Annotated in this window: 22 protein-coding genes; 10 read left to right on the plus strand and 12 right to left on the minus strand. The window is 62.9% G+C overall.

Going from position 1 to position 26,544, the window contains the following annotated elements; genetic code table 11:
- Positions 1 to 34 precede the first annotated feature (34 nt).
- On the plus strand, positions 35 to 1,150 hold the full coding sequence (locus PPGU16_RS24990; RefSeq protein WP_180723082.1) for a succinylglutamate desuccinylase/aspartoacylase family protein: 1,116 nt from the start codon (positions 35 to 37) through the stop codon (positions 1,148 to 1,150).
- A 255-nt stretch (positions 1,151 to 1,405) separates the two neighbouring features.
- Here PPGU16_RS24990 and PPGU16_RS24995 read toward each other — a convergent pair whose 3' ends face one another.
- On the minus strand, positions 1,406 to 2,221 hold the full coding sequence (locus PPGU16_RS24995; RefSeq protein WP_180723083.1) for an SDR family NAD(P)-dependent oxidoreductase: 816 nt from the start codon (positions 2,219 to 2,221) through the stop codon (positions 1,406 to 1,408).
- Between the two features lie 129 nt (positions 2,222 to 2,350).
- Here PPGU16_RS24995 and PPGU16_RS25000 point away from each other — a divergent pair, with 129 nt between their 5' ends.
- Together PPGU16_RS25000 and PPGU16_RS25005 are read left to right on the plus strand one after the other, a co-directional pair.
- Positions 2,351 to 3,289, plus strand: coding sequence for a GlxA family transcriptional regulator (locus PPGU16_RS25000; protein WP_180723084.1), 939 nt, complete (start codon positions 2,351 to 2,353; stop codon positions 3,287 to 3,289).
- 265 nt (positions 3,290 to 3,554) lie between these two features.
- A complete protein-coding gene (locus PPGU16_RS25005) occupies positions 3,555 to 4,205 on the plus strand; it encodes a hypothetical protein (protein WP_180723085.1) in 651 nt (216 codons plus the stop codon).
- Between the two features lie 119 nt (positions 4,206 to 4,324).
- Here PPGU16_RS25005 and PPGU16_RS25010 read toward each other — a convergent pair whose 3' ends face one another.
- From PPGU16_RS25010 to motA, 3 genes are all read right to left on the minus strand, one after another.
- A complete protein-coding gene (locus PPGU16_RS25010; protein ID WP_180723086.1) occupies positions 4,325 to 4,912 on the minus strand; it encodes a BPSL1445 family SYLF domain-containing lipoprotein in 588 nt (195 codons plus the stop codon).
- A gap of 310 nt (positions 4,913 to 5,222) precedes the next feature.
- Positions 5,223 to 6,206 carry a flagellar motor protein MotB gene (gene motB, locus PPGU16_RS25015; protein ID WP_180723087.1) on the minus strand — a complete coding sequence of 328 codons (984 nt, stop codon included), beginning with the start codon at positions 6,204 to 6,206 and terminating at the stop codon, positions 5,223 to 5,225.
- A gap of 23 nt (positions 6,207 to 6,229) precedes the next feature.
- A complete protein-coding gene (gene motA, locus PPGU16_RS25020; protein ID WP_180723088.1) occupies positions 6,230 to 7,099 on the minus strand; it encodes a flagellar motor stator protein MotA in 870 nt (289 codons plus the stop codon).
- 533 nt (positions 7,100 to 7,632) lie between these two features.
- On the opposite strand from motA, the gene PPGU16_RS25025 reads away from it, so the two are divergent.
- On the plus strand, positions 7,633 to 8,733 hold the full coding sequence (locus PPGU16_RS25025; RefSeq protein WP_180723089.1) for a Fic family protein: 1,101 nt from the start codon (positions 7,633 to 7,635) through the stop codon (positions 8,731 to 8,733).
- Positions 8,734 to 8,735: 2 nt separating this feature from the next.
- Here PPGU16_RS25025 and PPGU16_RS25030 read toward each other — a convergent pair whose 3' ends face one another.
- From PPGU16_RS25030 to PPGU16_RS25055, 6 genes are all read right to left on the minus strand, one after another.
- Positions 8,736 to 9,572, minus strand: coding sequence for a DUF2242 domain-containing protein (locus PPGU16_RS25030; protein WP_243460611.1), 837 nt, complete (start codon positions 9,570 to 9,572; stop codon positions 8,736 to 8,738).
- A gap of 210 nt (positions 9,573 to 9,782) precedes the next feature.
- Positions 9,783 to 10,895 (minus strand): hybrid sensor histidine kinase/response regulator, encoded by a 1,113-nt coding sequence (locus PPGU16_RS25035; protein ID WP_180723091.1) that lies wholly within the window; start codon positions 10,893 to 10,895, stop codon positions 9,783 to 9,785.
- A complete protein-coding gene (locus tag PPGU16_RS25040; RefSeq protein ID WP_180723092.1) occupies positions 10,892 to 11,536 on the minus strand; it encodes a chemotaxis protein CheB in 645 nt (214 codons plus the stop codon). Before PPGU16_RS25040 ends, PPGU16_RS25035 begins: the two co-directional genes overlap by 4 nt.
- 41 nt (positions 11,537 to 11,577) lie before the next feature.
- Entirely contained in the window at positions 11,578 to 12,426 is an 849-nt protein-coding gene (locus PPGU16_RS25045; protein ID WP_180723093.1) for a CheR family methyltransferase, read from the minus strand.
- Between the two features lie 19 nt (positions 12,427 to 12,445).
- A complete protein-coding gene (locus tag PPGU16_RS25050; protein WP_180723094.1) occupies positions 12,446 to 15,952 on the minus strand; it encodes a response regulator in 3,507 nt (1,168 codons plus the stop codon).
- Positions 15,953 to 16,279: 327 nt separating this feature from the next.
- Positions 16,280 to 16,585 carry a DUF4148 domain-containing protein gene (locus PPGU16_RS25055; protein WP_180723095.1) on the minus strand — a complete coding sequence of 102 codons (306 nt, stop codon included), beginning with the start codon at positions 16,583 to 16,585 and terminating at the stop codon, positions 16,280 to 16,282.
- Between the two features lie 222 nt (positions 16,586 to 16,807).
- Here PPGU16_RS25055 and PPGU16_RS25060 point away from each other — a divergent pair, with 222 nt between their 5' ends.
- Positions 16,808 to 17,857 carry an asparaginase gene (locus PPGU16_RS25060; protein WP_180723096.1) on the plus strand — a complete coding sequence of 350 codons (1,050 nt, stop codon included), beginning with the start codon at positions 16,808 to 16,810 and terminating at the stop codon, positions 17,855 to 17,857.
- Between the two features lie 27 nt (positions 17,858 to 17,884).
- Here PPGU16_RS25060 and PPGU16_RS25065 read toward each other — a convergent pair whose 3' ends face one another.
- Positions 17,885 to 18,136, minus strand: a complete 252-nt coding sequence (locus PPGU16_RS25065) for a hypothetical protein (protein ID WP_180723097.1) — start codon at positions 18,134 to 18,136, stop codon at positions 17,885 to 17,887.
- 261 nt (positions 18,137 to 18,397) lie between these two features.
- Here PPGU16_RS25065 and PPGU16_RS25070 point away from each other — a divergent pair, with 261 nt between their 5' ends.
- Complete coding sequence (locus PPGU16_RS25070) at positions 18,398 to 19,126, plus strand: FadR/GntR family transcriptional regulator (protein ID WP_180723098.1); 729 nt, start codon at positions 18,398 to 18,400, stop codon at positions 19,124 to 19,126.
- A 27-nt stretch (positions 19,127 to 19,153) separates the two neighbouring features.
- On the opposite strand, the gene PPGU16_RS25075 is transcribed toward PPGU16_RS25070, so the two are convergent.
- Positions 19,154 to 20,896 (minus strand): IlvD/Edd family dehydratase, encoded by a 1,743-nt coding sequence (locus PPGU16_RS25075; RefSeq protein WP_180723099.1) that lies wholly within the window; start codon positions 20,894 to 20,896, stop codon positions 19,154 to 19,156.
- A gap of 484 nt (positions 20,897 to 21,380) precedes the next feature.
- Here PPGU16_RS25075 and PPGU16_RS25080 point away from each other — a divergent pair, with 484 nt between their 5' ends.
- The 4 genes from PPGU16_RS25080 (at position 21,381) to araH (ending at position 26,062) form a co-directional block, all read left to right on the plus strand.
- Positions 21,381 to 22,310 carry a Gfo/Idh/MocA family protein gene (locus PPGU16_RS25080; protein WP_180723100.1) on the plus strand — a complete coding sequence of 310 codons (930 nt, stop codon included), beginning with the start codon at positions 21,381 to 21,383 and terminating at the stop codon, positions 22,308 to 22,310.
- 94 nt (positions 22,311 to 22,404) lie between these two features.
- On the plus strand, positions 22,405 to 23,409 hold the full coding sequence (locus PPGU16_RS25085) for an arabinose ABC transporter substrate-binding protein (RefSeq protein WP_007582801.1): 1,005 nt from the start codon (positions 22,405 to 22,407) through the stop codon (positions 23,407 to 23,409).
- Between the two features lie 25 nt (positions 23,410 to 23,434).
- Positions 23,435 to 24,985: an L-arabinose ABC transporter ATP-binding protein AraG gene (araG, locus tag PPGU16_RS25090; RefSeq protein ID WP_224029590.1), complete on the plus strand. Its 1,551-nt coding sequence runs from the start codon at positions 23,435 to 23,437 to the stop codon at positions 24,983 to 24,985.
- Between the two features lie 60 nt (positions 24,986 to 25,045).
- Complete coding sequence (gene araH, locus PPGU16_RS25095) at positions 25,046 to 26,062, plus strand: L-arabinose ABC transporter permease AraH (RefSeq protein WP_180723101.1); 1,017 nt, start codon at positions 25,046 to 25,048, stop codon at positions 26,060 to 26,062.
- Positions 26,063 to 26,544: the final 482 nt, after the last annotated feature.

Here is a 26,544-nt window from a genome sequence, read left to right on the forward strand (position 1 = left end):
CGGTTACACGTCGAACGACACTCAGAAGAGTCACATGAACAGGCAATCGATTCCGCTTCTCTCGCCCGCCGTCGGCACCTCACGCGAACTCGTCGCGTTTCATTTCGGCCCGCAAAACAGCGGGCAAAAGATCTATATCCAGTCGTCGCTGCACGCGGACGAAACGCCCGCGATGCTCACGACGGTGTTACTCAAGCGGCGCCTCGTGGAACTCGAAGCGCAAGGCTTGCTGAAAGCCGAAATCGTGCTCGTGCCCGTCGCGAATCCCGTCGGGCTCGGGCAGCATGTGCTCGGCCAGTTTATCGGCCGGTTCGAAACGGGCAGCGGCAAGAATTTCAACCGGCACTTCATGCAGTTCGCGACGCTGCTGGATCGCGCGAAAGATCGCCTCGGCGCCGATGCGCGAGAGAACCGCGATCTGATTCGCGAGCTGGTGCGTGAACAACTCGACGCACAAAAGCCACTCACCGAGTACGAGTCGCTGCAACTCGCATTGCTGAAGCTTTCTTACGACGCGGACGTCGTGATCGATCTGCATTGCTCGCTCGAAGCCGTGATGCACGTCTACACGAGCGAAGCAGGCTGGCCCGAGATCGAACCGCTCGCACGCTATCTGCGCTCGGAAGCGTCGCTGCTCGCGACGGACTCGGGCGGCCAGGCGTTCGACGAAACGCACAGCCTCTTGTGGTGGCATTTGCAGCAACAGATGCCCGCAGGCAAGCCGGTGCCGACGGGCACGGTTGCGGTGACGATCGAATGTCGCGGACAGCGCGACGTATCGTACGAAGTCGCGCAACAGGACGCCGATGCGCTCGTCGACTATCTGACGCATCGCAAGGCGATCGAAGGCAGCGCGAAGCCGCTGCCGGAACTGCCGACGCCCGCGACGCCGCTTGCCGGCAGCGAGCAGTTCTACGCACCCGTCAGCGGCATCCTCGTGCATCGCGCGAAGATCGGCGACTGGATTCGCGTTGGCGACGCGCTGTTCGATATCGTCGATCCGTTGACGGACGAAACCACGACGATCACCAGCAACACGGAAGGCGTGCTCTACATGCGACGTGCGATCCGTTTCGTGACGGCAGGCGCGCCGCTTGGCCGCGTGACGGGAACGCGGGCGTTCCGTACCGGCGTGTTGCTCGGCGCGTGATACGCGTGGCGCGCGGGCGGTGAGTTTAGGCGCATAAACTTCGCACCTTGGCGTTGGCTGGCGGTTTGCGGGGCTTCGGCGCTCCGGGCCTGCGGTTTAGGCGCATAAACTCCGCACCTCACCACGTGCGGGCGCTCGCGACGCCCGACGCTTCGAGCAGATGGTTTAGGCGCATAAACTCCACGCACCCTGCACCCGCACGGCAAAGCACGATGCGACGCAATCCCCGCGTCGCATCGCGCTCACCTCACAACATCAAGCCACATTGAACCGCGCAGCCGGCGCCGTGCGCGACAGATTCGGCCCGAGCGCGGCGCGCGCCGACTCGAACGCTTGCCAATCCGCGTAGTCAGGCAGCGACGGAATCGTCGCGAGTTCGCCCTGATCGAAGCCGACCAGCGACGCATCCACCATCTCTTCCGCCGACATCACAATGCCGCGCTCTTCGACGGCCTCGATCGGCACGCCCGCCACGCTCCAGAACTCGGTGCGCGTCGCGCCCGGCATAACGGCCTGCACCTTGACACCCTTGCTCGCCAGTTCGTGATGCAGCGATTGCGTGAACGCCAGCACGAATGCCTTCGTGCCGCCGTAGACGCCATTCAGGATTTCAGGCGCCACGGCCACGATCGACGCAATGTTGATGATGTTGCCGCCGCCACGCGCGACGAAGCCAGGCGCGATGGCGTACGTGAGCCGCGTCAGCGCGACGACGTTCAGCTTGATCATCGCTTCCATCTTGTCGACGTCGGAATCCACCAGCGGCGCTGCGGCGCCCACGCCCGCGTTGTTGACCAGCATCGTGATGCTCGCGTCGGTGCGCAGCACGTTTTCGACGCGGCGGATATCGGCGTCGTCGTTCAGATCGGCGGCGACGATTTCTACCGAACGACCCGTTTCGTTCGAGATGCGCGTCGCCAGTTGTTCGAGGCGCGCGCGGTTGCGGGCGACGAGGATCAGGTCGTAGCCACGGCGCGCGAGGCGGTCCGCGTAGATCGCGCCGATGCCCGACGAGGCGCCCGTCACGACGGCCGTGCCGAGATTCGCTGCGGTATTGGAAGAATTCGACATATCAATGCTCCTGAGGTCAGAGGGCGCAGGCGACGCGGCGTCGTCTGCATGACCGTCAGATTAGGTGCATACTCACATGGCCTCAATGTCGTAGATCCCTCGTTTTCGGACATCGCTGGAGTCAAGCCCATGTTACGCATCGGAATCGTCCTGTTTCCCGGTTTTCAGGTGATGAATCTCGGCATGACGAGTGTGCTGGAGTTCGCGAACCGCGAGATGAGCGAGCCGTTGTACGAATACGTGCTGCTGTCGGAGCACGGCGGCCTGGTGCCGTGCTCGTCCGGCTTCGAGGTCTCGACCCAGCCGTTTGACGACAGTCGCTTCGACACGATCCTCGTCGTCGGCGACAACGATTTGCAGCCGTCGCCGCCGTCGCTGATCGAATTTCTGAAGCGCGCGGCGCCCGCCGCCCGGCGCGTGGCCGCCGCCTGCACGGGCGCGTTTCACCTGGCTGACGCAGGCTTGCTCGACGACAGGCGTGCGACCACGCACTGGTACTACGCGGAAGACATGCGCAAACGTTATCCAGCCGTGAAAGTGGAAGAGGATCGCATTTTCATCATCGATAACGACGTATGGACGTCGGCCGGTATGACGGCGTGCATCGACCTTGCGCTGGCGTTCGTCGAGAAGGACGCTGGCGTCGAACTCGCGCGCCACGTTGCGCGCAAGCTCGTCGTGTATCACCGGCGCGCAGGCGGTCAATCGCAGTTCTCTGCGTTGCTGGAACTCGAGCCGAAATCCGATCGCATCCAGACGGCGCTGTCGTACGCGAGGCGCAATCTGAACACGTCGCTTTCCGTCGAACAGCTCGCGGATGCCGCGCATTTGAGCACCCGGCAGTTCACGCGTGCGTTCCGCGAAGAAACAGGGCAGACGCCCGCGAAAGCGGTCGAACGGCTGCGCGTCGAAGCGGCGCGTCTGATGCTCGAAACAGGACGGCACGGCGTCGACGTGGTGGCGCGCGATGTGGGCTTCGGCGATAGCGAACGCATGCGCCGGGCGTTCTTGCGCGCGTTCGGCCAGCCGCCGCAGGCGATCCAGCGCATGACGCGTGGTATCGAATGAAGGCGTTAAAGCCGACGGATTTAAACCATTGGTAAGGCCGTGTAATTTACCGATCTTTGCTGAGGAGCCCGTCATTTAAAGCGATTCAGGCAGTGCGCAAAGAACGTTTTAAATATTCATTAAAGATTTTCTGTGAGTGGTCCGTAATAAGACGGGTCTGGGACGCCGCCGCGACGCAAGGTCATTGCGTGTGACGGGCAATTTTTCCCGATACACGCGGCGTCATGGTCAGGCGCCCTCCAGAACCCCGAAGGAAATCTCACAGATGAAAAGGCTGTTGGTCACGCTCGCGGCGGGCTTCGCGCTGTCCGCGCCCGTCGCGCACGCTCACGAAATTTATGGTCAGGTCGGCACGGAAGGCCTCGGTATTGGCTTCTCCGAACCGCTCGGCACGCGCGACAACATCCGCGCCGAATTCAACGGCATTGCGTTCTCGCACAACTTCAGCGCCGGTGGCTTGAACTACGACGGCAAGGCCAAGATCTATCACGGCGGCCTCTACCTGGACTTCTTCCCGGCGCCCGCCACGGTGCCGTTCCGCATCACGGCGGGTGTGTTGATCGGCGGCGATAACGTGTCGGGCGACGCGAACAGCCCGAGCGGCACCGTCCGCATCAACGGCACCAACTACTCGACGAACGGCGAGACCGTGCACGCGGAGGCGAAATACCCGACGGTGCGGCCGTACATCGGCATTGGCTTCGGTCATACCCCTGTCGCGCAGAAAGGCTTCTCGGCGTTCTTCGATGCAGGCGTCACCTACGGCCGCCCGCACGTGACGCTCGACGTTCCCGCGGACATCGTCGCCGAAGCGGGTCAGGCGAACGTCGATCAGGAACGCCAGGACCTGCAGGACAAGGCCGACAAGTGGCGCTGGTATCCCATCGTGAAGGTTGGCGTGACGTATCGCTTCTGATCGCTACATAGCACGTAAAAAAACAAACGGCTCGCCATCGGTCTCGGCGAGCCGTTTTTCTTTCCGCTCGGCGGTGATGCGCGACAGTGGCGAGCGCGCCACGTCGCACGGCATCAGGCTCAGATGTTCAGCTTCGAAACCTTGGTGCCGGCCAGCGATACGTCGGCCATCAGTCCGGAGTTCGTCATGACGATTGCTTCGACGGGTTCGGTTGCCGTCGTTGTATCGAGTGCGCCGTTCGCGCCCACCTTCAGAAGCGCCACCGACGCATCGGCGCCCGCCGACCAGCCCTTGGCGTTGCGGAACTTGTCGAGCGCGTCTTGCGTCATGAAGAGGAAGATGATCGCCTTCGACTGTGCGCCCGCCTGCAGGCCGAACGAGCCGGAGATCGTGCTGTAGTAGCCCGCCGTGCTGCCGCCGACGCGCAGCGCGCCTTCGCCATACTGCCCGCCCACCACGAAGCCCACCTGCAGCACGGATGGGAACACAAGGACGCCTCGAGCCTTGCCGACCAGTTCACGCGAGCCCTGTACGGTCGTGTAGAGCTTCGAAAGCGCGCCGTCGACGTTGGAGTCGATCGACTGCCGCTTGGACATGTCGGTCGCGGCCGATTCGCCGCTGCTCGTCGTCGTGCTGCAGCCCGACAACAGCAGACTGCCGTATGCGAGTGCAGCAGCACTTGCTGTCACGAAGTGTCTTCTTTGCATTGTCGTTCTCCGTCAATGAAGCATTGGAAGGGAAATGCACGTTTGCACGCGTGATCTCGCGCAAGCGCAACAGCTACGCTCCCTCTACCAATATCAGAAACGTGTTGCGGTTGTGAAGTACGGCGCTGAAATTGCCTTGCCTGAGCGCAAGACTGGATGCATTTGACGACGCGAATGTGTCGCTGGGAGAAACAGTGCGTATGACCGTTACATTGCGCGTTCAACTCGTTCAGTGAACTCGCGCTGAAGCGAAGCAAAAAAAGCCGCGCGCTCCTTTCGAAGCGCGCGGCCGAACACACTGCAACGCAAATCAATACGCGCTGCGCGTGCTTACCTTCAGTTTCGACACCACGCCGGGGATCGCCTCGCTCGCAGGCAGTGCTTCATCGATCGACGTGCGTCCGCCGTCGCGGAAGAACGCCTGCTCGGCGGCCTTGTTCAGCACGAGCACGCTGATGCGTCGGTTGGTCGGCTCGTCGGCGACGTTCGCATTGAGCGGCAGCACGTCGGCGAGACCGCGCACCTGCAGCAATTTGTCTTCGCGCATGCCGCCCGCGACCAGCGCGCGCCGCGCCGCGTTCGCGCGTTCCGACGACAGCTCCCAGTTCGAATAACCTGCCGGGCCGTTCGCGTAGGTGACGGCGTCCGTGTGGCCCGCAATCGAAATGCGGTTATCGACGTCGTTCAGCGACGCGCCGATCTGCGTGAGAATCTCCACCGCGTAGCTCTGCAGTTTGGCGCTGCCCGTCGCGAACATCGGGCGCTTCAGCGAATCGACGATCTCGATGCGCAAGCCCTCGTTCGTGATCGAGATGCGGATCTGATCCTTGAACGCCTTCAGCGCGGGCGTCTGCTCGATCAATGCCGACAGCTTCGCCTTCAGCTGTTCGAGACGCGCGGTGTCGTTGGGCGCCATCGTCGCCTGCGTGAGCGTCGGTTTGGCGGGCTCCTGCTGCGCCTTCTTGCCGTCGCCGGGGCGCGTGTCGGACATGTCGCGGCCGCCGCCCTGGATCACGTTCGGACGCGCAGCCGCCGTCCCTTCGTTGCCGCCGAGCAGGCTGGACAGCGGCGTGTTGAAGTAATCCTCGATACCCTGCTTGTCGTACTTCGACGTCGAGCCGAGCAGCCACATCAGCAGGAAGAACGCCATCATCGCGGTCACGAAGTCCGCGTAGGCGATTTTCCATGCGCCGCCGTGGTGCCCGCCGTGATCGTCGCCCTTCTTCGAGCGGCGCACGATGACGGGCGCGGCTGTCTTCTCGCTCTCTTCGCCGCGAGGTCGTCTTTCGGCCATGACAGTCTCCCTTTGAGCGTGCGTCAGGCCGACTTCGGCATCTTGGTGGCGCGCACGGCGTCGTCGAGCTCCTGGAAGCTCGGACGGTCCGCGGTGAACAGCACTTTGCGGCCGAATTCGACGGCCACGGGCGGCGCATAGCCGGACAGCGACGCGAGCAGCACGGCCTTCACGCACTGATACGGCTTCGCTTCCGCGCGGCCCTTTGCGTTGAGCAGATCGGCGACGGGACCGATGAAGCCATACGCGAGCAGAATGCCGAGGAACGTACCGACCAGCGCGCCCGCGATCATCTCGCCAAGCACGGCAGGCGGCGCGCCGACCGAGCCCATCGTGTGCACGACGCCCATCACGGCTGCGACGATGCCGAACGCGGGCAGGCCGTCGGCCATTTTCTGGATCGCGTTCGCGGCCACGGACGACTCGGCGTGATGCGTCGCCAGTTCTTCGTCCATCAGATCCTGCATTTCGTGCACGTTGACGTTACCCGTCGCCATCATCCGCAGATAATCGACGATGAAATCGAGCAGATGATGGTCCTTCAAAACGTGTGAATACTTCTGGAAAAGCGCGCTTTCTTCGGGCGCATTCACGTCGGCTTCGAGCGCCATCATGCCTTCCTTACGCGCTTTCTGAAGCAACTCGTAAAGCAGTGCAATCAGTTCGAGATAAACCTCTTTCGAATAACTGCCGCCCTTGAAACATCCAGGCAAAGCCTTGATGGTTTTCTTCAATACCGAAACGGGATTGCTGACGACGAACGCGCCCATTGCCGCGCCGAAAATGCACAGCAGTTCGAAAGGCTGAACGAGCGCGGGCAAATGGCCGCCCACTCCCACGAAGCTCCCGATCACAGAGCCGAGAACCAGCACCCAACCAATAGCGACAAACATGGACCTCTCCAAATTGAGCAAACGTGCGGCACGCAACTGAACCGGCAGCTTTTACTGCCTGAAATTGCGTACCGTTTTGTTAATTCCGTGAAGGTGGTAACGGCTGGATCGACGCTGCGCTGAAGTGCGGGCAAAGCCCGATCGGGAAAATATTTTCGACGATTTGATTTATATCGATGCTTCGGGCGTTTTTACTCGAATCGTTTTTACCGATCGGTGATTTAAAACAAATAATCGTTCGCGGTCGGCAAAATGGGTCAAATCTTGAGTGCGGCGTGAAAATAAAAATCGGCGGATGAATGGCAAGGCTGTCGATCACGCTGCCGAGAAGCGGCGCCGGGCAGTTGAGTCCCCACGGCGAGTGAGTTTCGACTCATGTTTTGAGTCGATTGGGCGCGCAATCGACTCACGGTCGGCTATACTCGTATTCGACTCACAATTCGAGGCGATTAGCGCCCGTAATCGACTCAACGCTCCTCACCACCATGTCATCAACCTCATCTCTCATCTGGCAGGCCGCCACGTGGCGAGGCATGCACTACGACGCTGTCCGCGTCGGCGGCGAGGTGGCCCGTGCGCGCAGATCTCAGGGTGTCGTTGAAGGCAAGTTGGCGGGTCTCGGCTTCGAGCAACGCCTCGAACTTGCCGCCGAGGCCTGGAGCCAGGATGCAGTCGCGACGGCCGCGATCGAGGGCGAACGCATCGATCTCACCGCAGTGCGTTCGTCCGTGGCGCGGCGACTGGGTGTCGGGAATCAGGATGGCCCCATCGCGCCCCGAAGCGTCGAAGGCTTGCTCGACATCATGGATGACGCCGTGCGGCAAAGGGAGGCGCTTCTCACGCACGAGCGCTTGTGTGCCTGGCAGGCGGCGCTCTTCCCGACCGGCTACTCCGGCATGACCAAAGTGCTTGTCGGCGCCTACCGAGACCATGCTGAGCCGATGCAAATCGTCAGCGGGAGCGTCGGACGCGAAAGGGTCCACTACGAGGCCCCATCATCCGCGAACGTCCCTGTCGAAATGCAGAAGTTTTTGGACTGGTTCAACGCACCGACCGAGCACGACAATCTGGTCAAAGCAGCACTTGCTCACCTGTGGTTCGAGACGATTCATCCCTTTGAGGACGGGAACGGCCGCATCGGTCGGGTGCTCATCGACCTTGTGCTGGCGCGCGACAGCGGTGAAATCAGCCGCCTGATTCGCACCTCGCAGCGCTTGCTCGACAAGCGCCGCGACTATTACGAGCAGCTTGAGCGCGCCCAGCACGGCGAACTGGACGTGACCGAATGGGTTCTGTGGTTCGTGGAACAGGTGCGAGTGTCCTGCGACGAAGCGTCCGGTGTCGTGGACGCCACGCTCGCTAAAGCGATTTTCTGGATGAACCATCAGGACAAAGTACTCACGCCTCGGCAGCGCAAGGTCGTCAATCTTTTGCTCGATGCCGGTCCAAACGGCTTCGACGGGGGCATGAGCACCAAAAAGTACGAGAGCATCGGCGGCACCTCGCGAGCCACGGCATCGCGCGAACTCATCGAACTCGAGGAGATGGGGTTACTTTGCAAGGTCGGCGGCGGACGCTCGACGCGCTATTACCTGAACATTCCAGGGTGGGGGCCGGTGGACACGGCCGCGTAATCTCACTGCGCCAAAGCCGCCGCACCCGAAGCCGGCGATTCAATGATCGCAGGCGAGCTATCAGGCGAGGCAGCGGCGGCTTCATGCGCGTGCGTCGTCGCGGAGGCAGGCGCTGCCGAAGCCACCGGCGTCGCGGCCGCTGCAAGCGGCGCGGTCTGCTCCTTCGATGGCGCGGGCATGATGACGGGCGCCGCATTGCCGCCCGGCGTGGACGACATCGGCGCGACGACCAGCGCCGGCGCGGGAGCGGGCATCGGCAGCGGCGTCGCGTCGACGCTATTGCCGGGCACAGGCATGCTGCGCACCACGTTCGCCAGATAGTGGCTGATCAGATTGAAGAAGCCGTCGTAGAACTTGCCCGACTGGATCGTTTCGCTCGAAATCTTCACCATCGCGTCGCTGTTCTGGCGGATCGGCAGCGACAGCGAGCCGAGCACGCTCAGCCCGACGCTCGCCGACGTATCGCTCTTCTTGAGCGCGTAGCCGCTCTGCACCGCGTTCGCATAGACGATGCTGCTGTTGGTCGCGTCGTCGCCCGCCGTGCAGACGATGTGAAATTCGACGGTGAAGTGCGAGTCGCTGGCAGGCTGGAAGTTCTTGCTGGCGTCGACGGTATCGGGGCGCACCAGCGTCGTCATGTAGCCCTGGCTCAAGAGCGCGCGGCGCGCGCCTTCACAGGCTTCCGTGCTCGTCACCTGAAACGTGCGCGTGTAGGGGCTTGCGCCGCTGCTGACGAAGTCTTCCTGCAGCTTCGCCTTGGGCGGCGTCGAGCACGCGCCGAGCACGGCAAGCACGGGCAAGGTCAACGCGAGAGCAACACGGGAAGGGCGGCTGGACATGATGAAGAAGCGAACAACGGGCATCGGACGGCAAGCATTGTAGTGCGGTTTGAGGGCGAGCCGTTATTACATCGACTGACAGCCACACGTGCTGGGGCGGCGCGCGAAACGGGGCGCGGACGCTTGCCCATGCCGCGCAAGGCGCGCGCGCCGCTGCCGTATCTCTTACGAAGTATTTCAGGCGCGCGGCCTGCCTGCCGCCGCGCCGTGTCAGAGCACCCAGCTTTGCGCCGTGCGCGGCAGTTCGACCGTAAATACCGTGCCGACGATCTCATCCGATTTGCCCGTCACCTTGCCGCCATGCATGTGCACGATCTTGTGCACGATGTGCAGCCCGAGGCCGAGCCCTTCGCGCGACCGCTCGCCAGCGCTGGTCGTGCCGAAAGCCTCGAACAGATGCGGCAGCATCGCGGGCGGTATCGCGCCGCGATTGCTGATGGTCAACCGCAGCCGGTTCGGTTCGTCGGCGTTGAGGTCCACGGTGATTGGACTGTCGTGCTCGCCGTGATGCAACGCGTTGCTGATCAGATTCGAAATGGCCTGCCACAGCAGGTCGGTGTCCCACGTGCCCGTCGCATTGCCGCGCGACGTGAAGTCGATCTGGCCGGCGCGCTCGTGCGTGGCGAACTCTTCGATCACGCCGCGGCACAGCGCCGCGAGATCGCTCGCGCGCGGCTGCAATTGCATGCGGCCGCCTTGCAGGCGCGCGAGATTGAGCAGCTGATGCACCATCCGCGACATGCGCATCGTGCTGTTCCTGATGCGTCCCGCGACGGTCGCCGATTGCTCGTCGGAGGCATTGCGCACCAGAAATTCCGCCGACGCCAGCACCGTGCCGAGCGGTGTGCGCAGATCGTGGCCGAGCACGGCCATCAGCATTTCGTTCGCTTCGAGCAGTTGACGCGTGGTCAGCAACTGATCGGCAAGTTGCCGCTTGTGCTGCTCCAGCTGCACGAACACATCGACCTTCGATTGCAGGATGCGCGGGTCGAACGGCTTGTGCAGAAAATCGACGGCGCCCGCTTCGTAGCCGCGAAACGTGCGCGACGCGTCTTCCGCCGTGGCCGTCAGAAAGATGATCGGCACGTGCGACGTACGCGGGCTGCCGCGCATCAGCGAGGCCAGCTCGAAGCCGTTCATGCCGGGCATATTGACGTCGAGGATCGCGAGCGCGGCTTCATGCTTGAGCAGCAGGTCGAGCGCGGCCGTTCCGGAGTTCGCGACCAGCAGCTCGATGCCCGGACGCGCAAGCAGCGCCTCAAGCGCCGTGATGTTATGCGCGATATCGTCGACGATCAGAATGTTGACGGGTGAGTTCCTCATGTCATCGTTCTAGTGTGAGGCGGCAAACCGGCGAGCCGCCGGGCCATCAGGGTTGGAGAAAGCACTTCGTCGACGGCGCCAAGCGCGATGGCCGCGCGCGGCATCGTCGACGAGACGGCCGTTTGCGGGTCCTGCACCCACGCGAGGCCGCCCATCGCGCGGATCACTTCGAGGCCGTGCGCGCCGTCGTCGTTCGCGCCCGACAACAGGATGCCAAGCAGCCGCTCGCCGTACACGTGCGCGGCGGACTCGAACAGCACGTCGATGGACGGCCGCGAATAGCGCACCGTCGAATCGATCGACAAGGCGACCGTGCGGTCGTCGTCGACCAGCATGTGATAGCCGGGCGGCGCGAGATGCACGCGGCCGGGCAGGAGCGGCTCGCCCGCATCCGGCTCGACGACGGGCAGCGCGCAGCGATAGCCGAGCGTTTCGGCGAGACAGCTCGGTGAATGGGCGGGCAGGTGCGAGACGATCAGCACGGCGAGCCCGAACGACGCGGGTAGCGCGGGCAACAGCACGTTCAACGCGTCGATGCCGCCTGCCGACGCGCCGATCGCCACCGCCTCGAACGCACGCGTTTCCACCGGCGCGGCAGCGCCCGGCACGGACGGCGAAGAGGGACGGCGAGGTGTGTTCATACGCGTCGATCGATCGTTCGATATTGAAGGGCACGGGCAGTCTAACGCTTCTGATAGATGCGCTCGCGCTCGCGGAATTCGTCGAATGCATCGTACTGCGTCGAAAAACGCAGGCTTTCCTTGCTGCCCAGGCCGAGAAAGCCGCGCCGCACCAGCGTGTCCTTGAACAGCCCCAGCGCGCGGTCCTGCAGGCCGCGATCGAAATAGATCAGCACATTGCGGCACGACACGAGATGCGCTTCGAGAAACACTTCGTCGGTCGACAGGCTGTGATCCGCGAACACCACGCGCTCTTTCAGCGGGCCTGAAAAGCGCGCGCCGCTATACGCCGCATGATAGTAATCGGCGAGCGAGCGCTTGCCGCCCGCGGCCAGATAGTTGCGCGTGAAGCCCGCGATCCGGTCGAGCGCGTAAATGCCCGCTTCGGCGCGCGCGAGCGCGTCGGGATTGATATCGGTGGCGTAGAAGAGCGTGCGCTCGGTGAGCCCCGCTTCGTCGAACAGGATCTTCAACGACCACAGTTCTTCGCCCGTACTGCAGCCGGCCACCCACACCTTGATCGACGGATACGTTTGCAGCACGGGCAGCACATGGTTGCGCAGCGCGAGAAAGTACGCGGGGTCGCGGAACATCTCGCTGACCTGCACCGTCAGGTAGTGAAACAGCCGCACGAAGTCCGCCTCGTTGCGCATGATCTTGTCCTGCAGCTGCGACAGGGTACTGACGCCGAACTCTTCGAGCGCCTGCACGAGACGCCGCCGCAGCGACGACATCGAGTAATGTCGGAAGTCGTGCTGGTACTTCAGATAGATCGCTTCCAGCAGCAGCTTCAGCTCGATATCGAAATCGTGCATGCGTTGCGGCGAATCGTCGTACGAGATACGGCTCATGGCTGACGGTTCCTCGCGCCTAACGTTGCCGCAGCCACACGCGGCACAGCGAGATCAGCTTGTCGACGTCGATCGGCTTCGAGATGTAATCGTCGGCGCCCGCTTCGAGGCAGCGCATGCGGTCTTGCGCCATCGCCTTCGCCGTCAGCGCGACGATGGGCAGATGCGCGAAGCGCGGGTCGCGGCGGATGTGCGCGATCGCCGTCAGGCCATCCATCTCCGGCATCATGATGTCCATCAGCACGAGATCCACCTCGCGTCCGGTGTTCAGCGCTTCGAGCGCCTCGCGCCCGTTGCGCGCAATGTCGAGCTTTGCGCCGAGCGGCTCCAGCACATGCGACAGCGCGAAGATATTGCGCACGTCGTCTTCCGCGAGCAGGATGGTGCGCCCTTCGAACTGGTTGTCGCGCTGCCGCACGGTGCGCAGCATGCGCTGCTGCTCGGGCGCGAGCGACGACTCGACGCTATGCAGGAACAGCGTCACTTCATCGAGCAGACGTTCCGGCGACTTCGCGCCCTTGATGATGATCGATTTCGAGTAGCGGCGCAGCCGGTGCTCTTCGTCGCCCGACAGCATGCGGCCCGTGTAGACGATGACGGGCATCGCCTGATGCGTGACGTCGGCGGCAAGCTGTTCGAGCAGATCGTAACCAGTGCCGTCGGGCAGCGCGAGGTCGGTCACGACGCAATCGAACAACGTCGTGGACAGTTGCTCCAGCGCGCCCGCGAGCGTCGCGACGGCGACGATTTCCGTGGTGTCGCTTTGCAGCAGCGCGTGGATGCTCGCGCGCATCGCCGCATCGTCCTCGATCACCAGCACGCGCTTCATGCGCTGTTGCAGGCGCGACTCCAGCCGCCGGATCGCGGCTTCGAGCGTGGTGCGCGCGGTAGGCTTGATCGTGTAGCCGACGGCGCCCAGATGCAGCGCTTTCTCCGCGTGATCGGTGGCGGAAACGATATGAATCGGGATGTGTCGCGTGGCGGGATCGTTCTTCAGCCATTCGAGCACCGTCAGCCCAGAGCGGTCGGGCAGACCGACGTCGAGCAGCACGGCTGTCGGCTGCATGTCGCGCACGAGCGTGAGGCCCGTCGTCGCATCGGTGGCATGGACGAAATCGAATTCGAGTTCATGCGTGAGATCGCGCAGGATTTCGGCAAAGACGAGATCGTCTTCGATCGCGAGAATCAGGCGGTTCTCGTGGCGCCGGTTGTCGCGGTCATCGCCGATCGTCGGCTGCGCGTTGCCCGTCTGCAAAAGCGCGGGCCTGGCTACAGACACAGACGCAGACGCAGCGTTGGCCACGGGCGGCGGCGCGGGCTTGCTGCGCACTGGCAGCGTCAGCGGCTCGGTGACCTGCGTCGCGCGGGCCTGCGCATCGGCCGGGCCTTGCAACGGCAGCCATAGCGTGAACACGCTGCCCTTGCCGGGTTCGCTCGCGACGCTCACGCGGCCGCCCAGCAGCCGCGCGAATTCGCGCGAGATCGACAGGCCGAGGCCGCTGCCGCCATAGTGGCGGCTCGTCGAGCCGTCCGCCTGCTGGAAGGCTTCGAAGATCAGTTCGAGCTTGTCGGCGGCAATGCCGATGCCCGTGTCGCGCACGTCGAAGCGCAGCGTGTCCGCGTCGCCGGCGCCGACCGTCAGCGCGACTTCGCCGTGCTCGGTGAACTTCAGCGCATTCGACAACAGATTGCGCAGAATCTGCGTGACGCGCTGGCCGTCGGTGACGAAAGTCTCGGGCACGCCGGGCGCGCGCTCGACGGAGAACTGCAAATGCTTCGCCGCCGCCATCGGCTCGAACATTTCGCGCAGCGACTGCAGCATCGAGTCGACGGGCACGGTTTCGCTGTCGATCGAGATCTGCCCGGCTTCCACTTTCGACAGATCGAGAATGTCGTTGATCAGCACCAGCAGATCGCTGTTCGACGCGTGGATCGTTTCCGCGTAGCGCACCTGTTCTTCCGTCAGGTTGCCGGTGCGATTTTCCTGCAACAGGCGCGCGAGAATCAGTGAGCTGTTCAGCGGCGTGCGCAGTTCGTGCGACATGTTCGCAAGGAACTCGGACTTGTAGCGGCTCGACTGCTCCAGCCGCGCGGCGTTCGCGGCGAGTTCGTCCTGCGCTTCGAGCAGATCGGACTTCTGGCGCTCCAGGCGCTTCGCGTAGTCTTCAAGCTGCACATTGGTCTGCTCGAGTTCCGCCTGCTGCGCTTCGAGCCGCGATTGCGATTCGACGAGCGCGCGGCCGCGTTCTTCGAGCCCTTCGTTCGACACGCGCAATTCTTCCTGCTGCACCTGAAGTTCTTCATTCAGCTGCTGCGTTTCGGCGAGCGCATCCTGCAGGCGCTCGCGATACAGCGCGGCTTCGATGGAGTCGCCCATGCTGTTGGCGATCAGTTGCAGGAACTCGTGGTCGCGCGGCGCGATGTTGCGCATGAAGCCGAGTTCGACGACGCCGTTCACGATGCCGTCGTTTTCGATCGGCAGCACGACGAGATTGCGCGGCGGGCTCATGCCCGTGCCCGAGACGACTTTCACGTAATCGTCGGGAACGTCGTGCAAGACGAGCGTACGGCGCGACACGGCAGCCTGGCCGATCAGGCTTTCGGCTTCGCGGAACGTGCGCGTCGCCTGTTCGCTTTCCTGGCTGAAGCCGTAGGTGGCGATGCGTTTGAGGCTGCTGGTCGCGCGGTCGCGCACGTACATGGCCGCGACCGAGACGTCGAGATACTCGGCGAGGAAATCGAGTATCGCGCGGCCGACGAGAGGCGAACTCGACTGGCCGACGATCTTCTCCGCGAGCAGGCGCTGCCCGGAGCGCAGCCATACCTGCTGCTGCAAGACTTCCGTGTGCTCGGCCTGGCGCGCGAGCACGCCGTCGTACGACTCGGAGAGATTCACCAGATCGCGCCGCCCGCGATACGCGATGAAGCCGCTGATCGACAGGCTGAACAGCAGGAAGACGCCCACCAGAACGGATGTGACGCTGCGTGCGTCGCTGGAGCGCTGTTGACGCAGTGCTTCTTCGACAGAAAGAAACTGCCCGAAAAGCCGCCGCGTTTCGTCGAACTCGATTTTGCCGCGACCGCTCTTCACCTGATCGGTGTAGTCGAGGTTACGCCGGCGCAGATCGATCATCTCCTGCGCGAACTGGTCCCAGCGCAGCTGCACGCCGCGAATGCGCTTGAGCTGTTCGACCTGGGAAGGATTGTCGGAGACCAGTTGCATCAGCGTGTTGATCTCGGTTTCGAAGCGCGGCTGGCCCAGCTGATACGGCGCGAGGAAAGTTTCGTCGCCCGTAATCAGGAAGCCGCGCAATGCGGACTCGCGGTCGACGGCGAGCCGCAGCATTTCATTGGCGTTGCCGATCACGCGCTCCGAATGCTCGACCCAGCTCATCGTATTGACGAGATAGGCGATCAGCGCGACGAACAGCGCCATCGTGACGACGCCGAGCGCGAGCGGTAGCGCGATATTGCGGCGAATGATGCGGCGAAAACTGATCTGATCGACAGCGGCGATGGCGGTCATTTTTTCTGCGCGGCCGCTCGGCTCGTGTGATGGATTCGGCATTTTTGACTGGAAAAAGCGTTGGCGTCTTTAGTTGTAGCCGGAATGTGCGACTGCACGGCTATGCCCCCGTCGCAGCGATGCAATTCGTTGTGTGGACAAGCGCTGGAAAGTATCACATAGCGTCGGGCGTTCGTGGAATACGACGCACAAACGGCGATGGCCGAACAGAAAGTGACGCTTAGGGAGGACTGGCGGGAAGGGTCATACAGCGACTATCGACACTGCGAAAAGCGGTACGGCCGTACGCAGACAACGCCGCGTGCGGCCGACTCGATCACACGATGATTACTGGCTCGCGCCCGCGCCAATACCTGCCTTTTTCTGCGCGTCTTGCAAGTCTTGCGGGTAGTTCGGGTCGTTCGAGCGGCCAGGCTGGTAGCCCGCATCTTCGAGCTTCTTCAACTCGGCGTTCTTCTTCGCACGCGCTTCCTTGCGGGCCTGCTTTTTCTGCTGCTTGGTCGGCTTCGCGGCGGAGGCGGCGACGCCCGCCGCGTCCGTGCCCGCGTCGTTTTGCGCAAATGCCGGCGCAGCCGCGCCGATGCCCAACGAGGCCGAGGCGAGGAGGACGATCAGTTTTCTGGCGATGTGCATATCTTTTCTCCTGTCGTAATGGCTTTACGATCGATTCCGCTTGCGCGGCCTGATTCGGATGAACCCGGTGATGAACCCGTTCGCATAACCTGGGCCGATGCAGCCAGGCGCCGGGTGAATCCAATGTACTCGACACGCACGTATCGCGCCTGGCAGGGTTGTAGAATCCGGCGGCATGCTCTGCCGTTGCGCAGACCGAACCGAACAGATAAGGAGACCGGGATGTCCGTTGCTGCCACCGTCTATCGCGGCGATGTTGTCGAGAACACGCATATCGCGCATGTGGCCGTCGTCGATACAGAGGGCGCGCTGCTGTATTCGTGCGGCGACCCGTCGCGCGTCACGCTGGTCAGGTCGGCAGCGAAGCCGGCTCAGGCGCTCGCCGTCGTCGAGTCGGGCGCGCTCGAGCGCTTTGGTTTCGACGACGCGGACCTCGCGCTGATGTGCGGCTCGCACAGTAGCGAAGACCGGCACATCGAACGCGCGCGCCGCATGCTCGAAAAATCGCAGGCGACGGAAGCCGATTTGCGTTGCGGCGGCCATGCGCCTATTTCCGATGCCGTCTACCGCGAATGGATCAAACGCGACTTCGTTCCGGGCGCCGTGTGCAGCAACTGTTCGGGCAAGCACGCGGGCATGCTGGCGGGCGCGCGGGCAATCGGCGCGGCGCTTGCCGACTACCATCTGCCGGAGCATCCGTTGCAGCGGCTCGTGAAGCGCACGGTCGCCGACGTCTGCGATCTGCCCGCCGACAGCGTGCAATGGGCTGTAGACGGCTGCAATCTGCCGACGCCCGCGTTCCCGCTCGACCGTCTCGCGCGTCTTTACATGAAGCTCGCGCGGGCCGCCGACGGGCATGTATCGACGGATTTGAAAAGAGACGCGGCGCTTGCGCAAATCTATCGCGCGATGACGACGCACCCGGAAATGGTCGCCGGCGAAGGGCGCTTCTGCACCGCGCTGATGGGCGCATTCGAACGCGCGCTGGTCGGCAAGGTGGGCGCGGACGCGAGCTATGCGATCGGAGTGCGCGCGTCGGCGCAGACGGCAAAGCTGGGGGCGAAGGGCGCCCTCGGCATCGCAGTGAAAGTGGAGGACGGCAACTCGACCATCCTCTATGCGATCGTCGTCGACCTGCTCGCGAAGCTTGGCATCGGCGAAGAAGCCGCGTATCGCGCGCTCGATGGTTTCCGTTTGCGCGCCATGCGCAACACGGTCGGTCTCGAAACGGGCCGGGTCGAAGTGGCCGTGCCGCTCGTCAAAGCGGGCTGAACACGATCAGCACGTTGACAAGCGCGCCTAGCTCGACGACTGGCTGCCGCTGCCGCTGTCGTTGTCAGGCGGGTCGAACATCGCCTGGCATTTCGGCGACAGCTTGTCGTAGTGCTGCTTCATGCACGCTTCGATCTTCTCCTTGTTGGGAATATGGATCGCGCAGAACTTGATCGCGTCGTGCTTGCAGGCCTTGGTCTGCTCGTCGCGCGTAGCGGCCGTTCCGACGTTCGCCGCCGCCACGCATGCGACCAGCAGAAGTAGCGGTTTGAGCTTCATTGCCGTGGGTCCATGTCGAGTTGAATGCACGGGTTGTCTGGACTGTCTTTGAGTAAAGCAGCCCGTCCACAAACGATCAAGCAAAAAACGAACCCAACGCGGCGCAGCGCACGCATGGCGATATCAGGCAAGCGCGATAATGACTGCGTGTGGCGCTTCGCCAAAGGGGAAGGCGGTGCGTGCGCCCCATGCTATGCTTTGCAGAGCCCACAACGGGAACGGTACAGCTATCCGCATTCGCACGGCCACAACAAATACATCATGGACTACCGGCATCTTCAGAAACGCAAAAGCCTGCATGCGCGGATCGTGCAGGAACTCGGCATCGAGATCGTAAGCGGCAGGCTGGCGCCAGGCGAACGCCTGCCCGCCGAGGCGACGCTGTGCGAAAAATACGGTGTCAGCCGTCCCGTGCTACGCGAAGCGACGCGCGTGCTGGTCGCCAAAGGGCTGGTCGTTTCGAAGCCGCGCGTGGGCAGCGTCGTGCGGCCGCGCGAAGAGTGGCACATGCTGGACCCTGACGTGCTCTACTGGACGCTCAACAGCATTCCCGAAGGTGAGTTCTTTCTGTCGCTGATGACGGTGCGCCGCATCATAGAACCCGCTGCGGCCGCGCTCGCGGCGACGGCGGCAACGGATGAAGACCTGGTGCGCATCGGCTCCGCGTATGACCGCATGGAGCATGCGCAAAGCGCCGGCGATCTGCTCGAGCCGGACCTCGAGTTTCACCGCGCGATCATGGCTGCGACGCACAACGACATGCTCGCGTATATCGGCAACATGATGTCGCTGGCGCTGTCGGAGTCGATCAAGCTGACCAGCCGCCATCCCGACACGCATGCGCTATCGCTGCCGCGCCATAAGGCGATCCTCACCGCGATCCAGAATCGCGATGCCTTGGCCGCGCGTCAGGCGAGCCTCGTGCAGCTCGAAAACGCCCGCGCCGACGCCGATAAGATTCTCGGCGTCGGAGCGCATACCCTGAGCTGATTCGCTACGCTACGTAGCGCGGCGCGTTCAGTGCGAATGCGCCGGCACTTCCGCGCCGCGACAACCCACCAGAAAGTCGAAATCGCAGCCCTGATCGGCCTGCAGCACATGGTCGATATAGAGGTTGCGATAGCCGCTCGCATCGGCGGGATTGCGCTGTTGCGACTCTTTCCATTCCGCGAGACGCGTGGTCATTTCCTTGTCGTCGATATCGACATGCAGGCGGCCCGCGTCGCAATCCAGCTCGATCCAGTCGCCGTCGCGCACCACCGCGAGCGGGCCGCCCGCGCGCGCTTCGGGCGCCACGTGCAGGACCACCGTGCCATACGCCGTGCCGCTCATGCGCGCATCCGACACGCGCACCATGTCCGTCACGCCCTGCGCGAGCAGCTTCGGCGGCAGACCCATGTTGCCGACTTCGGCCATGCCCGGATAACCCTTCGGCCCGCAGTTCTTCATCACGAGCACCGAGTCCGCCGTCACGTCGAGTTCGGGGTCGGCGATGCGCTTCTTGTAGTCGTCGAAGTTCTCGAACACCACGGCGCGGCCGCGATGCTTCAACAGCGCAGGCGTGGCCGCCGACGGCTTGAGCACCGCGCCATTGGGCGCGAGATTGCCGCGCAGCACGCACAGGCCGCCGTCTTCGCGCAGCGGCTTCTCCAGCGGCCGGATCACTTCGTCGTTATAGATCGGTGCGTCGATACTGTTTTCCCACAGCGTCTTGCCGTTCGCAGTGAGCGCGTCGGGATGCGGCAGCAGACCGGCTTCGCCGAGCCTGCGCAATACAGCGGGCAAGCCGCCCGCGTAGTAAAACTCTTCCATCAGGAAGCGGCCTGAAGGCTGGAGATCGACGAGCGTCGGCGTGCCGCGTCCAATACGCGTCCAGTCGTCCAGTTCGAGCTGCACGCCGATACGTCCGGCAATCGCCTTCAGATGGATCGCCGCGTTGGTCGATCCGCCAATTGCCGCATTCGCACGGATTGCGTTTTCGAACGCTTCGCGCGTGAGCAGCTTCGACAGCCGCACGTCCTGCAGCGCCATCTCGACGATGCGCATGCCCGACAGATGCGCGAGCACATAGCGGCGCGAATCGACGGCGGGAATCGCCGCGTTGTGCGGCAGCGTGACGCCGAGCGCTTCGGCCATGCAAGCCATCGTCGACGCCGTGCCCATCGTGTTGCAGGTGCCCGCCGAGCGCGACATGCCCGCTTCCGCCGACATGAACTCGTGAATCGAGATCTTGCCCGCCTTCACCTGTTCGCTCAGCTGCCACACGACCGTGCCCGAGCCGATGTCGCGACCTTCGTGCTTGCCATTGAGCATCGGCCCGCCGCTCACGACGATCGCGGGCACATCGCAACTGGCCGCGCCCATCAGCAGTGCGGGCGTGGTCTTGTCGCAACCGGCGAGCAGCACGACGGCATCGATCGGATTGCCGCGAATCGATTCCTCGACATCCATGCTCGCGAGATTGCGCGTGAACATGGCCGTGGGCCGCAGGTTCGACTCGCCGTTCGAGAACACCGGAAACTCGACGGGAAATCCGCCCGCTTCATAGACGCCGCGCTTCACGTGCTCGGCGAGCTTGCGAAAGTGTGCATTGCACGGTGTCAGCTCGGACCACGTATTGCAGATGCCGATGATCGGCTTGCCGGCGAATTCGTGGTCGGGGATGCCCTGGTTCTTCATCCAGCTGCGGTACATGAAACCGTTCTTGTCGGCGGTGCCGAACCAGGCGGCGGAGCGCAGTTTGCGGGGTTGGTCGGTCATGGTGTCTCGTTCAATTTTGTTCAAATATAGTAAGACTATATGCGTGGCTTCCGCCGATGTCCATTAGGGCTTACAAGCAAACTTTTGAAAAGTCCATTGTCAGCGGAATGTCTTAAATAGCGGGTACGTTGTGCGCTGTAATACGGGTTGCACGTTGCTAGAGTCGATAAATAGAATGACTTTTGGGTGTTGTGCATGGGGGAAAACACCAATCACACCGTGTCGACTCCACGCATATAGTTTGGCTAATTCGTCGGCGGCACGGTGAACAGGCGAGTCGGCAGCGTGAAGAAAATGAGGAGTCTCAAATAGTGGCAAGGTCGGGCAAACGCTTCGTCGAATCCCACGTTGTGCGACTCGCTCTGCAAGTCGGCGCGATGTCGAATGCCGCTCGCGTCGATTCATGCGGATGCGCACGCGCGGCACATGCGCTTGCGTTACGCTGGGGCCGCTAACAATCCGTTAGTCCCTCGAAGCTCACTATATGAACAACAGACTTTCCATTGGCATCGTCGGCGTCGGCAAGATTGCGCGCGACCAGCATCTTCCCGCTATCGCCGCGCTCGACGGCTTCGAGCTTGTCGCGTGCGCGAGTCGCAATGCGCAGGTCGACGGCGTGCGCAACTACAAGACCATCGAAGAGATGCTGGCCAACGAGCCGCAACTCGATGCGGTGTCGCTCTGCGCGACGCCGCAAGTGCGCTTCGATCAGGCGCGCGTTGCACTCGAAGCCGGCAAGCACGTGATGCTCGAAAAGCCGCCCGGCGCGAGCGTGCACGAAGTGGACGTATTGCGCGCGATGGCGCGCAACGCGGGCCGCACGCTGTTTGCGACATGGCATTCGCGTTACGCGCCCGCTGTCGAAACGGCCCGTGAATGGCTTGCGTCGCGCACGCTGCAGGAAGTGCAGGTGCGCTGGAAGGAAGACGTGCGCCGCTGGCATCCGGGTCAGGCGTGGATCTGGACGCCGGGTGGACTCGGCGTGTTCGATCCGGGCATCAATGCGCTGTCGATCATCACGCACATGCTGCCGCGCGAAGTCATTCTGCGCGAAGCAACGCTTTCGGTTCCCGCCAACGTGCAGACGCCGATCGCCGCCGACCTCGACTTCATCGACGAAGCGGGCGTGCCCGTGCGTGCGGAGTTCGACTGGCGTCATGGTCCCGTCGAGCAATGGGAAATCGAAGTGAAGACCACGGACGGCGTGCTGCATCTGAGCGAAGGCGGCAAGAAGCTCGCGATTGCGGGCAAGCCGGTCGAGATCGGACCCGAGCGCGAATATCCGTCGCTGTATGAGCGGTTCCACTGGCTGATCACGCATGGCGAGCACGACGTGGATGTGCGCCCGCTGCGGCTGGTGGCCGATGCATTCCTGCTTGGCCGTCGTCACGAGGTCGAGCCGTTTCACGACTAGCGCCTGAGAGATGCGCGGGCCTGGTCGTCCCGTTAGACCTGTTAAGCGCTGATTCGAACAACCACAAGCAACGACCTGATCCAAGGAGACAAGCATGACCCGTAAGCTTAGACGCCTCACTTTGTCCGCGATGGCCGCCGCGCTGCTGGCCGCGCCGTTCGCCGTGCAGATGACCGCACACGCGGATACGCCGCTGAAAATCGGCGTGCTCGTGAAGATGCCCGAACAGGCATGGTTCATCAACGAGCAGAAAGCGGCGGCGGCTTTGGGCCAGAAGGAAGGCTTCTCGGTTGTGAACATCGGCGCGCCCGACGGCGAGAAAGTGCTCGCCGCGATCGACAACCTCGGCGCACAAGGCGCACAGGGCTTCGTGATCTGCCCGCCCGACGTGCGTCTCGGACCGGCGATTCAGGCGCGCGCAAAGCGCTACAACATGAAGTTCGTGACCGTCGACGATCAACTGGTCGACTCGACGGGCAAGCCGCTCGCGAACGTGCCGCATCTGGGCATGTCGGCGTTCAAGATCGGCAATCAGGTTGGCACGGCGATCACCGACGAAATGAAGAAGCGCGGCTGGAAGCCGGAAGAAGTGGGCGCGATCCGCATCACCGACTACGAACTGCCGACGGCCAAGCTGCGCACCGACGGCGCAACGGAATCGCTGCTCGCCAACGGCTTCAAGAAGGACAACATCTTCGACGCGCCGCAAAAGACCACCGACGACGAAGGCGGCTTCAACGCAGCGTCGCCCGTGCTGTCGAAGCATCCGAACATCAAGAAGTGGGTGATCTTCGCGCTGAATGAAGAGAGCGTGCTGGGCGGCGTGCGTGCCACCGAGCAACTGCACATTCCCGGCGCGGACGTGATCGGCGTGGGCATCAACGGCGCGGGCGAAGCGTTCGCCGAGTTCCAGAAGAAGGAACCGACGGGCTTCTACGGCACGATCGCCGTCAGCTCGACGAACCACGGCAAGCAGAGCACGCAGAACCTCGTCGACTGGATCAAGTCGGGCAAGCAGCCGCCTGCCGATACGCAGACCACGGGCAAGCTGATGACGCGCGAAAACTGGAAGGACGTGCGGACGGAACTCGGAATCTGATGCGGTAGAACGGATGCAAAACACGATGAACGCGAATGACGCCAGCAGCGCGACCTATGTCGCTCCTTCGGAACAGCCGTTGACGGCGTCCGCCACGCATCTCGAACTCGACGGCATCACCGTCGCGTTTCCGGGCGTGGTGGCGCTCGACAACGTCTCGTTCGACGTGCGCGGCGGCGAAGTGCACGGCCTGATGGGCGAGAACGGCGCGGGCAAGTCGACGCTGCTGAAGGTGTTGTCGGGCGTGAACCAGACGCAGGCGGGCGCATTGCGCCTCGCCGGTGTCGAACACAAGTTCACGACGACCAAAGCCGCGATCGAGGCGGGCATCGCGATCATCTATCAGGAACTGCATCTCGTGCCCGAGCTGACGGTCGCTGAGAACCTGATGCTCGGGCAGTTGCCGAACCGCTTCGGCGTGCTCGACGAGAAAGCGCTCGTCAAACGCGCGATGACCGAGCTGGAGCGGCTAGGCGAATCGATCGATCCGAACACGCAGGTGAAGAGCCTGTCGATCGGTCAGCGGCAGATGATCGAAATCGGCAAGGCGCTGATGCGCGACGCGCGCGTGATCGCCTTCGACGAACCGACCAGTTCGCTGTCCGCGCGAGAAACGGAACGGCTCTTCAAGATCATCAATGCGCTGCGCGCTCAAGGGCGCGCGGTGATTTACGTCACGCACCGGATGGACGAGGTCTACGAACTGTGCGACCGCGTCACGGTGTTCCGCGACGGCCGCCGGATCGAAACGTTCGATTCCGTTGCGGATCTGGATCGCGACCGGCTCATCAGCTGCATGGTGGGCCGTTCGATCCGCGATGTGTATGGATATCGTCCGCGTACGCCGGGCGAGGTACAGCTTGAAGCGAAGCAGTTGATGGGGCCGGGGCTTTCCGCTCCGGTCTCCTTCACTGCGCGCAAGGGCGAGATTGTCGGCTTCTTCGGGCTGGTGGGCGCGGGGCGCTCGGAGTTGATGAAGCTGCTCTATGGCGCGACGCGGCCAGCAAGCGGCCATGTCGAACTGAACGGCAAGCGTGTTGCTTTTGCGACGCCGCGCGATGCGGTGCGCGCAGGCATCGCGCTGTGTCCGGAAGACCGCAAGCAGGAAGGCATCGTCGCGATTGCTTCCGTGGCCGACAACCTGAACATCAGCGCGCGCCGGCACTTCAGCCCATTGAGTTTTCTGCTGAACGGCAAGCGCGAACGCGATCTGACGCGCGAATACATCGACAAGCTGTCGATCAAGACACGCAATACGGAAACCGTGATCGGCACGTTGTCGGGCGGCAACCAGCAGAAGGTGATTTTGTCGCGCTGGCTGGCCGAGCGCATCGACGTGTTTCTGCTCGACGAACCAACGCGCGGCATCGACGTCGGCGCGCGCGCGGAAATCTACGACCTGCTGTACGACCTCGCGGAAGCGGGGCGCACGGTGATCGTCGTTTCGAGCGATCTGGCGGAAGTGATCGGCATTGCGGACCGCGTGCTGGTGATGAAGGAAGGGCGCATCGTCGGCGATCTGCCGAAAGCGCAGGCCACGCCCGATCAACTGATCAAACTTGCTTTGCCGCAGTGACGCATTCAGCGACTCAGCACGCGCAACAACGCACCACGTAGACCACGGAACTGGAAGACCATGCAAACACCGAGCACACGTCCGGCGACCGAGCCGGCAGCCAATCACGCCGCATCGCCCGGCGCGGCCGCGCACGCGGCGCGCACGTGGGACCTGATCAACAAGTCGGGCATCGTGATGGTGTTCGTCATTCTGTTCGCGGTGCTGTCGTTCGCGGTGCCCGACTTTCTGACGACCCGCAACATGCAGGGCCTGTTGCTCTCGGTCACGCTGATCGGTTCGATCTCCGTGACGATGATGTTCGTGCTGGCACTTGGCGAAGTGGATTTGTCGGTGGCGTCGATCGTCGCGTTTTCGGGTGTCGTAGCGTCGACGCTGATTACGGCAACGCACAGCGTGACGCTCGGCGTTGCCGCGGGCGTGCTGGCGGGCGGCGCGGTCGGGATGGTGAACGGCGTGCTGATTGCGCGCTACAAGATCAATTCGCTGATCGTCACGCTCGCGATGATGGAAGTGGTGCGCGGCCTCGCGTTCATTACGTCGAACGGCGATGCGGTGATGATCTCGGAAGAGAGCTTCTTCGATCTTGGCGGCGGTTCGTTCCTCGGTATTTCGTTTCCGATCTGGAGCAACATCGTCGGCTTCGTGCTGTTCGGATTTTTGCTGCGCAAGACGGTGTTCGGCAAGAATGTGCTGGCTGTCGGCGGCAATAGCGAGGCGGCGTTGCTGGCCGGTCTGCCGGTTACGCGCATCAAGATCACGGTGTTCGTGCTGCAAGGGCTGGTGACGGGTTTCGCAGGCGTGATGCTCGCGTCGCGGATGAGTCTCGGCGATCCGAAGACGTCGGTTGGGTTGGAACTCGGCGTGATTTCGGCTTGCGTGCTGGGCGGCGTGTCGCTGACAGGTGGTGTCGCGACGATTTCGGGTGTGCTGGTTGGCGTGCTGATTATGGGCTCGGTGCAGGACGCGATGAGCCTGCTCAATGTTCCGACGTTTTATCAGTATCTGATTCGCGGTGGGATTCTGCTGCTCGCGGTGCTGTTCGATCAGTTCCGGCGGAGCAAGCGGCGGGTTTGAAACACGTGATTTTGTTCACCGTACCTTCTCTTCAATAGAGTCAACCGCCGACTCGATCATCTTTCCGTCCCCCTTCAGCGGGTCGCGTTGCGCTTTCATTCGAAACCATAGCGCAGCGCGACCCGTTCGTCCTCGTTCGAGGCGCCTGTTTTGAATGCGCGACGCCCGCGTAATTCATTCTGCGGCGTCGAGAAGTCTGTCGGCCATATTCATCCCCCAGTCGATCGCCCGTACGGTATTCCTGAGTTGTTTGCCGTCAATGTCGCGCTATAAGCGCGCTATCTGACAGACAAATGCTATTTGAATCGGATAGCTAATTATTGGGACTGTTCTGATATGCATCAAGGTCAAGCCTGAGGCAGAGTCTTTCGCGCCGCGTTGAAGTGAAGTTAAGTTGTGCTCCCGCGTAGATACACAAGGCGGTAGACATCAAAACGCATAAGAAAGGAATCTGCCGCATGCAAGACTTAACATGTCGACAC

Source organism: Paraburkholderia largidicola, assembly GCF_013426895.1.
Taxonomy (GTDB): domain Bacteria; phylum Pseudomonadota; class Gammaproteobacteria; order Burkholderiales; family Burkholderiaceae; genus Paraburkholderia; species Paraburkholderia largidicola.

What these genes read in the sequence shown, in the direction of transcription:
- motA (WP_180723088.1), bottom strand. Translation starts at nt 7,099, where the DNA reads ATGTTTGTCGCTATTGGTTGGGTGCTGGTTCTCGGCTCTGTGATCGGG.
- PPGU16_RS25050 (WP_180723094.1), bottom strand. Translation starts at nt 15,952, where the DNA reads ATGACCGCCATCGCCGCTGTCGATCAGATCAGTTTTCGCCGCATCATT.
- PPGU16_RS25040 (WP_180723092.1), bottom strand. Translation starts at nt 11,536, where the DNA reads ATGAACACACCTCGCCGTCCCTCTTCGCCGTCCGTGCCGGGCGCTGCC.
- PPGU16_RS25065 (WP_180723097.1), bottom strand. Translation starts at nt 18,136, where the DNA reads ATGAAGCTCAAACCGCTACTTCTGCTGGTCGCATGCGTGGCGGCGGCG.
- PPGU16_RS25045 (WP_180723093.1), bottom strand. Translation starts at nt 12,426, where the DNA reads ATGAGCCGTATCTCGTACGACGATTCGCCGCAACGCATGCACGATTTC.
- PPGU16_RS25005 (WP_180723085.1), top strand. Translation starts at nt 3,555, where the DNA reads ATGAAAAGGCTGTTGGTCACGCTCGCGGCGGGCTTCGCGCTGTCCGCG.
- PPGU16_RS25030 (WP_243460611.1), bottom strand. Translation starts at nt 9,572, where the DNA reads ATGTCCAGCCGCCCTTCCCGTGTTGCTCTCGCGTTGACCTTGCCCGTG.
- motB (WP_180723087.1), bottom strand. Translation starts at nt 6,206, where the DNA reads ATGGCCGAAAGACGACCTCGCGGCGAAGAGAGCGAGAAGACAGCCGCG.
- PPGU16_RS25035 (WP_180723091.1), bottom strand. Translation starts at nt 10,895, where the DNA reads ATGAGGAACTCACCCGTCAACATTCTGATCGTCGACGATATCGCGCAT.
- araH (WP_180723101.1), top strand. Translation starts at nt 25,046, where the DNA reads ATGCAAACACCGAGCACACGTCCGGCGACCGAGCCGGCAGCCAATCAC.
- PPGU16_RS25075 (WP_180723099.1), bottom strand. Translation starts at nt 20,896, where the DNA reads ATGACCGACCAACCCCGCAAACTGCGCTCCGCCGCCTGGTTCGGCACC.
- PPGU16_RS25025 (WP_180723089.1), top strand. Translation starts at nt 7,633, where the DNA reads ATGCACTACGACGCTGTCCGCGTCGGCGGCGAGGTGGCCCGTGCGCGC.
- PPGU16_RS25010 (WP_180723086.1), bottom strand. Translation starts at nt 4,912, where the DNA reads ATGCAAAGAAGACACTTCGTGACAGCAAGTGCTGCTGCACTCGCATAC.
- araG (WP_224029590.1), top strand. Translation starts at nt 23,435, where the DNA reads ATGAACGCGAATGACGCCAGCAGCGCGACCTATGTCGCTCCTTCGGAA.
- PPGU16_RS24990 (WP_180723082.1), top strand. Translation starts at nt 35, where the DNA reads ATGAACAGGCAATCGATTCCGCTTCTCTCGCCCGCCGTCGGCACCTCA.
- PPGU16_RS25055 (WP_180723095.1), bottom strand. Translation starts at nt 16,585, where the DNA reads ATGCACATCGCCAGAAAACTGATCGTCCTCCTCGCCTCGGCCTCGTTG.
- PPGU16_RS25070 (WP_180723098.1), top strand. Translation starts at nt 18,398, where the DNA reads ATGGACTACCGGCATCTTCAGAAACGCAAAAGCCTGCATGCGCGGATC.
- PPGU16_RS25080 (WP_180723100.1), top strand. Translation starts at nt 21,381, where the DNA reads ATGAACAACAGACTTTCCATTGGCATCGTCGGCGTCGGCAAGATTGCG.
- PPGU16_RS24995 (WP_180723083.1), bottom strand. Translation starts at nt 2,221, where the DNA reads ATGTCGAATTCTTCCAATACCGCAGCGAATCTCGGCACGGCCGTCGTG.
- PPGU16_RS25060 (WP_180723096.1), top strand. Translation starts at nt 16,808, where the DNA reads ATGTCCGTTGCTGCCACCGTCTATCGCGGCGATGTTGTCGAGAACACG.
- PPGU16_RS25085 (WP_007582801.1), top strand. Translation starts at nt 22,405, where the DNA reads ATGACCCGTAAGCTTAGACGCCTCACTTTGTCCGCGATGGCCGCCGCG.
- PPGU16_RS25000 (WP_180723084.1), top strand. Translation starts at nt 2,351, where the DNA reads ATGTTACGCATCGGAATCGTCCTGTTTCCCGGTTTTCAGGTGATGAAT.